The following is a 12,326-nucleotide window of genomic DNA, read 5'->3' on the forward strand; positions in this document are numbered from 1 at the left end:
AACAGGAAGTAAGACCCATGGGATATAAATCAGACATCGAAATCGCGCGTGAAGCCGATAAAAAGCAAATCCAAGAAATCGGCGCGAAGCTTGGCATCGAAAGCAAAGACTTGCTGCCATACGGCCATGACAAAGCGAAGGTGTCTCAGGAATTCATCAATGGTGTTCAAGGCAATAAGAACGGTAAGCTGATCCTTGTGACTGCGATCAACCCAACACCAGCGGGTGAGGGTAAGACGACAACAACAGTTGGTCTTGGCGATGGCTTGAACCGTATCGGAAAAAAGGCGGCTGTCTGTATTCGCGAAGCCTCCCTTGGGCCAAACTTCGGCATGAAGGGCGGCGCTGCGGGCGGTGGTTACGCTCAGGTCGTACCGATGGAAGACATGAACCTGCACTTCACAGGTGACTTCCACGCGATTACATCTGCGCACTCTTTGCTCTCCGCGATGCTCGACAATCACATCTATTGGGGCAATGAGTGCGACATCGACATTCGCCGTGTGCAGTGGAAGCGCGTCGTCGATATGAATGATCGTGCCTTGCGTCAGATCACAGCGTCTTTGGGCGGTGTTGCGAACGGCTTCCCGCGCGAAGCAGGCTTTGACATCACTGTTGCGTCCGAAGTCATGGCGATCTTGTGCCTCGCAAAAGATCTTAAGGATCTTGAGAAGCGTTTGGGCGACATGATCGTTGCATATCGTCGTGACCGCAGCCCTGTGTTCTGCCGCGATATCAAAGCAGAAGGTGCGATGACTGTGTTGCTGAAAGATGCGATGCAGCCGAACCTTGTGCAGACGCTTGAAAACAACCCTGCTTTTGTGCACGGTGGCCCATTCGCCAACATCGCGCATGGCTGTAACTCTGTGATTGCGACAACAACAGCGCTTAAGATTGCTGACTTCGTTGTGACAGAGGCGGGTTTCGGTGCTGATCTTGGTGCTGAGAAATTCATGAACATCAAATGCCGCAAAGCTGGCTTGTCACCTGATTGCGTTGTCTTGGTTGCGACTGTGCGCGCGATGAAAATGAATGGCGGCGTTGCAAAAGCTGACCTTGGTGCAGAGAATGTGGACGCCGTCAAAGAGGGCTGCGCGAACTTGGGGCGTCACATTGGCAACCTCAAGTCCTTTGGCGTACCTGTCGTTGTTGCGATAAACCACTTCGTCACGGACACCGACGCAGAAGTGCAGGCGGTTAAGGATTACGTTGCAACGCAAGGCTCTGAGGCGATCCTGTCGCGTCATTGGGAGCTTGGTTCTGAAGGCTCTGCTGACTTGGCAACGCGCGTTGCAGAGATTGCAGAAAGCGGTGCATCCAATTTCGCACCGATCTACGAAGATGACATGCCATTGATGTCCAAGATCGAAGCGATTGCGAAGAAAATCTACCACGCGGATGATGTTATTGCGGACACGAAAATTCGCGATCAATTGAAGCTTTGGGAAGAGCAGGGCTACGGTAACCTGCCGATTTGTATGGCGAAAACGCAATACAGCTTCTCGACAGATCCATCTTTGCGCGGGGCACCTACGGGTCACTCTGTCCCTGTGCGTGAAGTGCGCTTGTCAGCGGGTGCGGGATTTGTTGTGGTTGTTTGCGGTGAGATCATGACGATGCCGGGCCTGCCACGCGTGCCGTCTGCTGAGAATATCCACCTAAATGACGACGGTCAGATCGAAGGCTTGTTCTAAGCAAAAAGGGCGGTGCGTGATTTCACGCACCTTACGGGCGTTTAGTTTGTAAGGTGCCGTGCTTTTGCACGCACCCCCACTTAGGTACTTAAGGAACTAAAAAAGGATGCAACCATGAGCGCACAAATTATAGATGGCAAAGCATTTGCTGCCAAAGTTCGCGGCCAAGTGGCTGAACATGTCACGACTCTAAAGGCGGAACACGGTATCACGCCAGGCCTTGCGGTGGTCCTGGTCGGTGAAGATCCTGCGTCGCAGGTTTATGTGCGTTCTAAGGGCAAAATGACAAACGAAGTCGGCATGAAAAGTGTCGAACATAAGCTTGATGAAGCGACGTCAGAGGCCGACTTGCTCGCGCTTATTGATGAGTTGAACAATGATGACACTATTCATGGCATTTTGGTTCAATTGCCTTTGCCCAAACATCTTGATGAAGATCTGGTGATCAATTCGATCAACCCAGCCAAAGACGTGGATGGTTTCCACATCTCAAACGTGGGTCTGCTTGGCACGGGTCAGAAAAGCATGGTGCCTTGCACACCGCTTGGCTGCCTGATGATGTTACGTGACTATCATGGTTCACTTTCTGGAATGAACGCGGTGGTGATTGGGCGTTCAAACATTGTCGGAAAGCCGATGGCGCAGCTTTTGCTTGGCGATAGCTGCACAGTCACAATCGCACATTCGCGTACCAAAGACCTGCCCGAAGTCGTCGGTCGTGCGGACATCGTTGTTGCCGCGGTTGGACGCCCTGAGATGGTACCAGGTGATTGGATCAAAAAGGGTGCGACGGTTATCGACGTTGGTATCAACCGCATCGAACGTGATGGGAAAAACAAGCTTGTTGGTGATGTTGATTTCGCATCATGCTCAGCAGTAGCAGGCGCAATTACGCCTGTTCCAGGCGGCGTTGGTCCCATGACCATTGCTTGCTTGTTGGCCAATACGGTCACGGCGTGTTGCCGTGCGAACGGTTTGGCAGAGCCTGACGGTTTGACCGCCTGATACCACCTAACCAGCTAACTGAATTCAAGGGCTGTGCAGTTCACTGCGCAGCCTTTCTTGCATTACGTCGCAAGATCAGGATGACATTGGATCGGAAAGCTGTTCAAATACTCGTGTATCAATATGGAAATAGTCTTCATTGGGACATTTCTAAATGATTGATAATACAGCAAAGGGGAATACTTTCTGTAATTCCCATGTAACACACTTTTGTTACAAGCAAAATTGGGAGACAGAGCAGAGCAAGGAACTGAAGTATTGGACCTAGAAGACCATTTAAAACCCAGTTTTTTCAAAATACTACGAAACGCTATAATGTATGGTGTTGTGGGCGCTTTGCAGCCCAAAACGCTTTTGATTTGGTTCGCGTGTTCAGTTGTCGCGGCTTTTAGTGGACCTTTCGGAACTTATCGCAGCAACACCGTTTATGAGCTTTTTCTAACATGGTCGATCTTGTTGGGCATGTCTACGATTGCTGTTTATATCGTACATGAAATTTGTACCGCTTTCTTTGCCAAGTTGTCCGAATTCGCACAAAAAATTACTTTTGTTCTAATTTGCGCGCCAATCATAGCGACTTTGATCAACTTTATATTGATCAGTATATTGGGAGGGGACGAGGCAGAGATTCCTGGGTTTTGGATGCTGACTCTTTACGTGTTCTTAAGTGTAGCTTTCATGTTATTCATACACTTTGTTTTCTTCTTGCAGGAAGATGAAAAGACGCAAGAAATTGTCGCACCGATCGTCGATTTGGCTCCTGCCTCTTTGCCAGCGCATTCGCGTTTGGCGAAGCGGCTTAATATTCCGCAAAGCTCTCGCATCATCCATATTACGGCAAAAGGCCATTTTGTAGAGGTTCAGACGTGTTCGGAAACGTATCAGACGCGAATGAGATTTCTGGACGCCGTGGATGAACTTGATGGCACATACGGTGTGACGGTCCATCGCTCACATTGGGTTCATCGTGATGCAATACGTGGTTGGGTTCCCGATGCTAAAAAACCATATGTGTTGCTAGAGAATGATAGCCAAATTCCAGTGAGTAAAACCAATATGTCTAAAGTCGAAAAATTCGGCATTCCAACGTTGGATATTGCGTAACCAAGGGCCTTAACCCGCGTTGATTGGAACGGGGAGGGCACTGTCACCGGTGAGCACTGCGATGGCATGATTGCTCAGCAGTGTTGTTAGTGGTTCAGAGCGGACACTCAAGCCGCCTGTATAGGTTCCGAACGCAGGCATGATCAGACGACCTTGATCTATTGCAAAGCATTTTCGCGTGAGTGAACGTCCCTTTAAATTCAAGGTCATCTTGGGATGATAATGGCCCGAAATTTCACCGCTCTGTGCTGCCTCGCCCAGTGCGATGTGGCGAAACACAAGGTTATCGCAGGAATATTCAGCTAAGTGGGTGCCCCCTAAATCGACAGGTCCAGGATCGTGATTGCCCTCAATCCAGATCCACTTTCGTCCTGCTTGCAGCCGTATAATCCAGTCGCGTGCAGCGGGCTCAAGATCAACGCTCGCCCCCAGACGATCAAAACTGTCACCGAGACATACCACCGTCGTTGCGGCTTGTGTTGTGATGTCATGATCCAAACGCATTAACGTATCATGCACCTCGTAGGGGGGGAGTGCTCCACCGCCTTGCAGCGCAAATCGCTGCGCTTTGCCAAAGTGTAAATCCGAAACGCACAACAAGTTTTGCGCAGGCCAAAAGAGCGCGCCAGAGGGCAGCGCATGAAGAGTTTCACCCTTAAAAGAAAACGCGTAATGGCTCATCTTGCGGTCCCTATGACAATCCCGCAGCACTCATCAGTGCGGCGGTTTCAGCAGCGAGAAGACGTTCCTCCGCAGCACCTTTGATAGGAATACGGCCCATTTCTAGAAACATCGGCGCTGCTAGTGGGGTGACCCGCGGAAGTGTCATGAAATCTATGCGCCCGCGGGTTTGCTCTAACATCAAACGAATGCGTCCAAAATCAACGAGACCGCTGAGCGCTTCTTGTTTGGTGATGAGTAGGAGCAGGTGGTCGGGGTCATATTTGTGCAGCGTGTCGTAGAGAATGTCAGAGCTGAAGGTTGCCTGCCGCCCGTTCTTTCGTTGCGACGGAAGGTTGCGCTCAATCAAGCCGGAAATCGTTGCAGATGCGCGAAATGTGCGTTTGATCAATGCATTACCGGCGAGCCAGTGTTCAACACCTTGCTCGATTGTTTTCGGATCCATGAGCGCATCGGGGTCCTTAATCGGACTCAAACCCCAAAAAAGCGTTGCGTGATCCGTGGCGACAAAACCAAGAGGATCATAGCCCAGCTCCTCCATGCGCTTGGACAAAAGAAGGCCCAAGGTTTGTTGTGCGTTCCGGCCTGCAAATCCATATACAACTGTATGACTGCGATGCTCATGCGGGAAGCTCTCGATCAACAGGCGACCTGGGCGTGGAAGGATACTGACACCTTTTTGAAGTGTCAGCCAATCAGCGGTATGTGCTGGAAGATCAGGCCATTCGTCTTGCTGAAACATGCGTAATATGCGTTGGCTCAGTTGTGTCGAAGTGGCGAACTTCGTCCCGCCAAAGGTCGCCACTTTGGGCTTCTTGTCAGCGCGGCGTGTCACTTCGACTGTCATTTCGCGCAGGCCTTCATAGCGTACGACTTGGCCTCCGATCAGAAAGGTATCGCCCTGCGTAAGCGTGGATGCAAAACCTTCTTCTATTTCGCCCAAGGGTTTGCCGCCGCGACTTTTTTGCAAACGTACTTTGAGCGTATCAGTATCTTGGATCGTCCCTATGTTCATGCGAATACGTTGCGCCGCGCGCGGGTCGCGTAGCGCCCAAGTTCCATCGCTGCGTTCTTGCAGTCGCTTCCATCGATCATAGGCGCGCAAGGCATAGCCGCCGGTTGCACAGAAATCGAAACAGTCATCAAACTGCGCACGGGTAACCATGCTGTAAGCACCGACGCTTTTGATTTCATGGTAAAGCGCACTGGGGTCAATCGGGCCCGCGCAGGCACGGATCAGGATGTGTTGGCACAGCACATCTAAGGGCCCGTGACCGCGTGGATCGCCATCAAGTTCATGTTCTTTAACAGCTTGCAAAGCCGCGACGCATTCCACGACCTCGAAGCGATTTGCTGGCACCAGCAGCGCCTTCGAGGGGGCGTTATAACGGTGGTTGGCACGCCCAATTCGTTGCACGAGGCGCTTCACGTTCTTTGGCGCGCCGATTTGAATAACCAAATCCACATCGCCCCAATCAATCCCAAGATCGAGCGAGCCCGTGCACACAATCGCTGCAAGATCTCCCCGCACCATTGCTGCTTCAACCCGTTCGCGTTGCACCCTATCGAGCGAGCCGTGATGAATACCGATTGGTAAACTGTCTTCATTGGCGAGCCAGAGATTGTGAAAGAAGATTTCGGCCTGCGCACGTGTATTGTGAAAAATAAGCGTCGTTTTATGTTGCTTGATTTGCTCCAGCACTGCGGGAATGGCATAGGCTGCACCGCCACCCGCCCAGGGGGGAGGCTCGGCAATATTCAGCATGGAAATGTCTGGATCAGGACCTGGATCGGCGAGCACGATGTCGCAAGGGTCGGGATGACGCGCGAGGAAATGTGCGATGGCCGCAGGGTCCTCAACAGTTGCGGAGAGCCCTACGCGGCGCAGATCTTCGCACATGTTTTGGATCGCGCTTAGCGCAAGCATCAGCTGATCGCCGCGTTTGCTGTCCGCGAGCGCATGAATTTCATCAATCACGATCCGCTTGAGCCCTTTGAACATCCGTGGCGCGTCTTCGTAAGATGTTAGGAGCGCGAGACTTTCGGGCGTCGTCAAAAGGATGTGCGGCGGGTCGGCGCGTTGACGCTTTTTACGACTCGCAGAGGTGTCGCCCGTGCGGTCTTCAATCCTGATTGGTAGGTCGATTTCATCAACGGGACGGCGCAAATTTCTCTTAATATCAGAGGCTAACGCTTTGAGGGGCGAAACGTAGAGCGTGTGTAGACCTTCGTGAGAAGCGTCTGCGAGTTCGTTCAGCGTTGGTAAAAAACCCGCCATGGTTTTCCCGCCGCCTGTCGGCGCGATGAGCAAAGTTGCAGGGTCATTCGCGCGATCAAGCATGTCTTGTTGATGCGGATGGATCGACCATCCTTGTTTGACAAACCAATCTGAGATCAAAGGGTGAACAGGCTTCATCCTTTGGACATATCGCGTTCAAAGCAAAGTGCAAGCCACGTCGCACTTTGCGCGTTGCAAAACGGGTTTTGTTTACTTCACAATGACTTCGTCTTTGACAAACATATTGGCCCATGCGCGATCAATTAATTCAGGCGACATTTGGTTTGGGATCCCTTCAAACTCACAAATGGCAATCATCTGATCTATCAAGAAAACGGGTTGATAGTTCGCATAAACATTATCAATCGTCGGGTATTTCGTTTGCAAAAGATGGATCAACGCATCTTCAGTCAACGGGATCCCCTTCTTATTTGCGACCAATGCAAAAATCTTAAGGAAGTTTTCCTGAGACGGACCATCAATTTTGATCTTGTAGAAAATACGGCGCAAGGCAGCTTGGTCAAAAATCTCATTCGGGTGGAAGTTAGTCGAAAAAATTACCAGCGTATCAAAGGGGACCTCGAATTTTTCACCTGATTGTAGAGCAAGAATATCTTTGCTTTCTTCCAGTGGAACAATCCAGCGGTTGACCAGTGATTGCGGAGGTTCAGCTTGTCGGCCAAGGTCGTCCACAATGAAAATACCACCTGTAGATTTGAGCTGCAGCGGTGCCTGATAGGTGCGCGCAGTCGGGTTGTAAACAAGATCGAGCATGTCGAGTGACAACTCACCGCCAGTGATAACCGTGGGTCGCTGACATTTAACATAGCGTGTGTCGAAAGCGGTTTTGCGGCGCAGCTGGTTTGGATCGTCTACCTGTGCTTCAACAGCACTATGCACAATCGGATCGTAAACGGTGATAACTTGGCCAGCATATTCAATAGCCCGCGGCACATAAATCTTGTCCCCCAGTGCGTCGCGAATACCATTTGAGATCGAAGACTTACCGTTTCCGGGCGGGCCATACATGAGAATTGAGCGGCCCGAACTGACCGCAGGTCCAAGATTGCCAAGCAGATCGTCAGGCAGGATCAAGTGCCCCATGGCATCGGTCAATTGACCGCGTGTGATCATGATATTGCGGATTGATTGTCTCTTTACTTGCTCGCGATAGACATCCAAAGGTACGGGCATGGCACCAAAATACTCGGATTGCTGAAGCGCATCCATTGTGCGCGCTTTGCCTGCATCGGTCAGCTGGAAACCCATTTCGCCGCCATTATTGGCGTTGAGCGTGCCTGTTGCCTCAAGCAGTTTTTGCTCGCGAGCGAGGTCGATCAGCTCTTGCGTTACTTGAAGGGGCAGACAAATTGCGCGTGCAACTTCCGAAGCAGTGTCGACGTTCTTGCGAAACATCGTTTTCAGCATAATGTCGCGCATCATGACGACAGAAAGCTTCATCTGCTGCAAGCCCTTGGGTGGCGGCGGTGCCATCACGGCGCTGGTTTGCATGTTCATCTTGAAGCCCCATTGAATACTTGAATTGGGCTCAAGCTATCAACCGAGTTTGGGCAAATTGTGGCGTGTAAGGGGCCTGCTTTAGGCTCCTAAGAGTGCGCTTAAAATCAAATAGATCGCTAAGGTGCCGCCTAGGGACAATCCCATAGGAAATTCCCACATGCGTTCCCAGCTGTCCCATTTGGGCGCAAGTTCGGTCATCTTTGTCTTCGCGGTCAGGCGGTGTGTCACCAATGCCGCGACGATATTAGCCGCAAAAAGGGCAACGAAAAAACGTGTATCGCCCAAATGAATGAAAGGCGCTGCAGCTGCTGCAAATTTCGCATCACCTGCGCCTATCATGCCAACAGCGTTCATAACAAATCCGGCAAGCAAAACGACGATTAAGCTGACGAAGCCCCAAAGAAACATTGTGAAGGGTAGGGTGAATATGCCGATAACAATATAAGTAGCGAACATCGCCAAAACGCACCAATTCGGGATGCGCATTGCGCGCATGTCTGACCACGCAACGATAAAGCAAAGCGGGAGAATGAAAGGCAAAGACCAAAGCGCAAAGACCGCCGAGTTGCTGAGTTCTAGCATCATTATCTGGCGTCCTTAGTTCACTTCTAGCGCGCGCAAAGAACGCACAGCGGCCTCAAAGTGTTGTGGATGCGTTTCGATGGCATCGCGCAGCAGGCCTTTTGCAGTCTCAACATCACCTTGCTTTACGGCCGAAAGACCAAGGGTGTGAAGCAACTGAGCGCGCTCTGTTTGATCCATTGGGATGACGGGAAGCTCGTAATTGCGCTGCGCGCCTCGCGCGAGGACCAGGTTGTTCTTTGCAGTAAAGAGCTTTTGATCCTGGCGGATTGCATCGCCAAAAAGGCGCTCTGCTGATTTAAACTCACCGCGCGTCAGCTTGGAATAACCCCAGTTGTTCATAACGCCCGCAGGTTTCGTGGTCATACCTGCTGCAGTTTCATAAAAGCTGTCAGCTTTTTTCCACTCACGATTGCTATCCGCAATCATCGCTTCAAGGCGGTAGCGCTTGTATGTTTCATGGGTTGGCGGGATGCGATCAAGGACCGCTTCTGCCTCTTTCCAGTTATTCGCGCGGATGTTGGCATCTGCCAGATCAACGCGGTCAATGTCTGTTGCGTCAGGGTGTCTGGTGACTTGTTGCCATGCGCCAACTGCTTCGGTTGAGCGTTTTGCTCTCACAAGTGAGCTGGCTAGGCCGCGCAAATGATCAATGCGATCAGGGTCATCGGAGACGGCGCGCTGAAAATAAGAGACGGACTCGTTAGGATCAGCGACCGTCAACATGACGTCGTTCAAATTGGTTTCGTCAATTACGTTTACACCCGCAATTGAACGTTCCACGCTCCCGCTATTTGGTTTGTCACACGCTGCTGTTGCAACGACTCCAAACATGCATAGCGAAAAAAGGAAAGGATGGCGCATTTTTTTGCGTCCTTATACTGCTCTTGCCTCTGTTCGTCATGGTGTCTTACGGATTAAGAAGTCACTCGTCCCCCGCCGCACCAATTTGTAGTCTTGTTCTTGCTGCTCACCATAATCAACATTTTCTAATTTTGCGAGCGCAATTGTTAAATTCTGACGGATTGAGTCACTTCTGCCATCATCAAGCGCGAAGGCTTTTTTGAAAACTTGTGTTGCCTCAGCTGTTTTTCCACGTTCCATCAGAACAACACCCAAGTTATTATAGTCCTCTGGTGTCGCATCATCCGCATTAGTCGCGCGGCGCAGCAGCGTTTCAGCTTGTCCCAAACGCCCTAGTCCGAGGTTGACAGACGCCATTGCAGAGATGATTTCTGTAGTTAACCCTTGATCGGCGGCGGCTAAACGAAACGACTTGAGGGCCAATTCATGTTCGCCTGCAGATGAAAGTCGATGTCCAACAATCAACGGGTCTTCACCTTGCGCATTGCGTTTGACCGCAGGCGCGAATGGCGAGTCTTTCGAGGGCGTACTCAATGACGTGCCAAAGCCGCCTGACGAACAAGCGGCTAAAGCAAAGCTTAAACTTAGGCAAAGCAGGGGCGTTGCCCTACGCGTTTGCGCCATGTGGAATTGCCTACTCTTACATATTGCCCAGTTCTGTAATGCCGACGACCGAAGGTCCTACAAGGATGATCAACAGTGGCGGCACGGTTAACATCATTGTGGCAAGTGTCATCTTGGTTGGCAACTTGTTTGCTTTCTCTTCTGCACGCATCACGCGTTTGTCACGCATTTCCCCCGCATAAACGCGCAAAGCTTCAGCGATAGAGGTACCAAAACTGGTCGACTGGATCAAAACGGTCACGAAGCTGGCAACGTCTTGTACACCACAGCGTTCAGACATGTCATTCAGGACGGCGATCTTGTCTTTTCCGGCCTTCATTTCCTGCGCGACGATCTCGAACTCATCCGCCAAAAACGGGTAGGAGTGATGTAGCTCATTTGCAACACGTACGATAGATTGATCAAGTGATTGGCCCGCTTCTACGCAGACCAACATCATATCGAGGCTATCTGGAAAACCGCCCTCAATCTGCTCTTTACGCGTATCGATCCGGCGTGTGATCCAGTATTTTGGTAAGAAATATCCAGCACCACCGGGGCCAAGTACATACATGAGCATCTGTTGCGTCGTTGCGTTTTCGCCGCTGATTACAAACGTGTAATACAACAAACCGATCACCAAGAATGAAACACCAAGCGCCATTTGCATAAAGTGAAACAAGCGCACAGCATCTTTGTCGCGGTAACCCGCTTGGATCAATTTGAGACGGATCGCAGAGTATTCTTCCTCGCTTTTAGGCTCAAGCAAGGCTGCGTATTTGCCAAGCTGCTTATTGCCCTTTGCGGTGCGCAAGCGCTGACGATCGTCACCGCTGCTGGCCTTGCCTTGTGCTTGGGCCTTTAGCTTTTCGAGCGGATCTTCTTCTTTGGACATGATGAAGGGCAGGGCAAGAAGCAACAGTAAGCCGCCAAGCACCGCGAGTAGGACCAGCTGGGCGTTCGGCCCGAAGGTGGCGAACATCATATCCATGAAGTTGTTGAAAAATTCCATGAGTTTGATCCTAAACCTTAATATTAACGAGCATGCGCATGACGATCAGGTTGACGCCCAAGAAACCGGCAACAAGGAAGCAAGCGGGAATGAACCATTCATGATCCAGCACCGGGTCATAGTAGTTCGGGTCACCCACGTTGATCACAACCAGCGCCATAAGCGGGAAGCTGGACAGGAATTTGCCAGACCATTGCGCTTCAGCTGTTATCGCTTTCACGCGGCGGAAAAGACGGAAGCGTGCGCGAATGACCTGAGCCAAGCCTGCGAGGATTTCGGCCAAGTTACCACCTGATTGCTGTTGGATTGTAACCGCAACTGCGAGGAAACGAAGGTCTTGATTGTCCAAGCGCTCGGCCATGGATTTCAAAGCTTCACCCACATCACGTCCATAAGCGGATTCATCAGCAATCACACCCATTTCAGAGGCAAGTGGATCTTGTACTTCTTTAGCAACGATCTGCACCGCGGACGAGAACGGGTGACCGACGCGCAAAGAGCGCACCATCAGTTCGACTGCATCAGGGAGTTGTTCTTCCAACATAGACATGCGTTTTTTGGCTTTGTGACTGATCCACATGAACACGCCGCCAACGCCAATGCCGATAGAAGCAATTATGCGCACAGGTACGCTGGTTTGCGTTCCAATCGTCAATCCAAGAAACGCGAAGACACATAAAGCGCCCATGATCCCCATCAATTGCTGTGGCGTAAACGCGATTGCAGCTTTGTTCGCCTTGTCAGCAAGCATTGAATAAAGGGGGATCGAACGTCCACGGATGTGTTGGTTCATCTCCTTGCGGAGTTTTTCCAGCACTTCTTCGCGATTGCCGCCTTTTTCAAGCATTTCCAAACGACGGTTCACGCGGTTGTTTAGCGAGATCGAACGACCAAACATTGTGAGGTACACGCCCTCAACAAGCACAAGAACGCCAATAAAAACAAGCGCGTAGATAATTGGTTCAGCTGTAAGGCTCATGAG

At 51.0% G+C, this 12,326-nt stretch carries 11 protein-coding genes; 3 read left to right on the plus strand and 8 right to left on the minus strand.

Annotated features, from left to right (window positions below; translation table 11 throughout):
* Nucleotides 1–17 precede the first annotated feature (17 nt).
* The 3 genes from ACTG3Z_RS02225 to ACTG3Z_RS02235 all read left to right on the plus strand — a co-directional run bounded on the left by ACTG3Z_RS02225 (nt 18) and on the right by ACTG3Z_RS02235 (nt 3,803).
* Nucleotides 18–1,694: a formate--tetrahydrofolate ligase gene (locus tag ACTG3Z_RS02225; RefSeq protein WP_439141014.1), complete on the plus strand. Its 1,677-nt coding sequence runs from the start codon at nt 18–20 to the stop codon at nt 1,692–1,694.
* A 114-nt stretch (nt 1,695–1,808) separates the two neighbouring features.
* Nucleotides 1,809–2,699, plus strand: coding sequence for a bifunctional methylenetetrahydrofolate dehydrogenase/methenyltetrahydrofolate cyclohydrolase FolD (gene folD, locus ACTG3Z_RS02230; RefSeq protein WP_439141015.1), 891 nt, complete (start codon nt 1,809–1,811; stop codon nt 2,697–2,699).
* A gap of 210 nt (nt 2,700–2,909) precedes the next feature.
* Entirely contained in the window at nt 2,910–3,803 is an 894-nt protein-coding gene (locus ACTG3Z_RS02235; RefSeq protein WP_439141016.1) for a LytTR family DNA-binding domain-containing protein, read from the plus strand.
* Nucleotides 3,804–3,812: 9 nt separating this feature from the next.
* Here ACTG3Z_RS02235 and pdeM read toward each other — a convergent pair whose 3' ends face one another.
* The 8 genes from pdeM to ACTG3Z_RS02275 all read right to left on the minus strand — a co-directional run bounded on the left by pdeM (nt 3,813) and on the right by ACTG3Z_RS02275 (nt 12,323).
* The gene (gene pdeM / locus ACTG3Z_RS02240; RefSeq protein ID WP_439141017.1) at nt 3,813–4,484 is read right to left on the minus strand and encodes a ligase-associated DNA damage response endonuclease PdeM; all 672 of its coding nucleotides are present in this window, start codon (nt 4,482–4,484) and stop codon (nt 3,813–3,815) included.
* 10 nt (nt 4,485–4,494) lie between these two features.
* A complete protein-coding gene (locus ACTG3Z_RS02245) occupies nt 4,495–6,900 on the minus strand; it encodes a ligase-associated DNA damage response DEXH box helicase (RefSeq protein ID WP_439141018.1) in 2,406 nt (801 codons plus the stop codon).
* Nucleotides 6,901–6,972: 72 nt separating this feature from the next.
* Nucleotides 6,973–8,280, minus strand: a complete 1,308-nt coding sequence (locus tag ACTG3Z_RS02250) for an ATPase (RefSeq protein ID WP_439141019.1) — start codon at nt 8,278–8,280, stop codon at nt 6,973–6,975.
* Between the two features lie 81 nt (nt 8,281–8,361).
* Nucleotides 8,362–8,868 carry a prepilin peptidase gene (locus tag ACTG3Z_RS02255; RefSeq protein ID WP_439141020.1) on the minus strand — a complete coding sequence of 169 codons (507 nt, stop codon included), beginning with the start codon at nt 8,866–8,868 and terminating at the stop codon, nt 8,362–8,364.
* Between the two features lie 12 nt (nt 8,869–8,880).
* Nucleotides 8,881–9,729: a tetratricopeptide repeat protein gene (locus ACTG3Z_RS02260; RefSeq protein WP_439141021.1), complete on the minus strand. Its 849-nt coding sequence runs from the start codon at nt 9,727–9,729 to the stop codon at nt 8,881–8,883.
* Between the two features lie 36 nt (nt 9,730–9,765).
* Nucleotides 9,766–10,353, minus strand: coding sequence for a tetratricopeptide repeat protein (locus ACTG3Z_RS02265; protein ID WP_439141022.1), 588 nt, complete (start codon nt 10,351–10,353; stop codon nt 9,766–9,768).
* Nucleotides 10,354–10,369: 16 nt separating this feature from the next.
* Nucleotides 10,370–11,344 carry a type II secretion system F family protein gene (locus ACTG3Z_RS02270; RefSeq protein WP_439141023.1) on the minus strand — a complete coding sequence of 325 codons (975 nt, stop codon included), beginning with the start codon at nt 11,342–11,344 and terminating at the stop codon, nt 10,370–10,372.
* 10 nt (nt 11,345–11,354) lie between these two features.
* Nucleotides 11,355–12,323 (minus strand): type II secretion system F family protein, encoded by a 969-nt coding sequence (locus ACTG3Z_RS02275; RefSeq protein ID WP_439141024.1) that lies wholly within the window; start codon nt 12,321–12,323, stop codon nt 11,355–11,357.
* Nucleotides 12,324–12,326 lie beyond the last annotated feature (3 nt).

Source organism: Planktotalea sp., from assembly GCF_965659345.1.
In the GTDB taxonomy this organism is placed as follows: domain Bacteria; phylum Pseudomonadota; class Alphaproteobacteria; order Rhodobacterales; family Rhodobacteraceae; genus Planktotalea.

Excerpts from the sequence above, each read along its gene's own strand:
- ACTG3Z_RS02275 (WP_439141024.1), bottom strand. The coding sequence starts at position 12,323 with ATGAGCCTTACAGCTGAACCAATTATCTACGCGCTTGTTTTTATTGGC.
- ACTG3Z_RS02245 (WP_439141018.1), bottom strand. The coding sequence starts at position 6,900 with ATGAAGCCTGTTCACCCTTTGATCTCAGATTGGTTTGTCAAACAAGGA.
- folD (WP_439141015.1), top strand. The coding sequence starts at position 1,809 with ATGAGCGCACAAATTATAGATGGCAAAGCATTTGCTGCCAAAGTTCGC.
- ACTG3Z_RS02260 (WP_439141021.1), bottom strand. The coding sequence starts at position 9,729 with ATGCGCCATCCTTTCCTTTTTTCGCTATGCATGTTTGGAGTCGTTGCA.
- ACTG3Z_RS02250 (WP_439141019.1), bottom strand. The coding sequence starts at position 8,280 with ATGAACATGCAAACCAGCGCCGTGATGGCACCGCCGCCACCCAAGGGC.
- ACTG3Z_RS02225 (WP_439141014.1), top strand. The coding sequence starts at position 18 with ATGGGATATAAATCAGACATCGAAATCGCGCGTGAAGCCGATAAAAAG.
- pdeM (WP_439141017.1), bottom strand. The coding sequence starts at position 4,484 with ATGAGCCATTACGCGTTTTCTTTTAAGGGTGAAACTCTTCATGCGCTG.
- ACTG3Z_RS02270 (WP_439141023.1), bottom strand. The coding sequence starts at position 11,344 with ATGGAATTTTTCAACAACTTCATGGATATGATGTTCGCCACCTTCGGG.
- ACTG3Z_RS02255 (WP_439141020.1), bottom strand. The coding sequence starts at position 8,868 with ATGATGCTAGAACTCAGCAACTCGGCGGTCTTTGCGCTTTGGTCTTTG.
- ACTG3Z_RS02265 (WP_439141022.1), bottom strand. The coding sequence starts at position 10,353 with ATGGCGCAAACGCGTAGGGCAACGCCCCTGCTTTGCCTAAGTTTAAGC.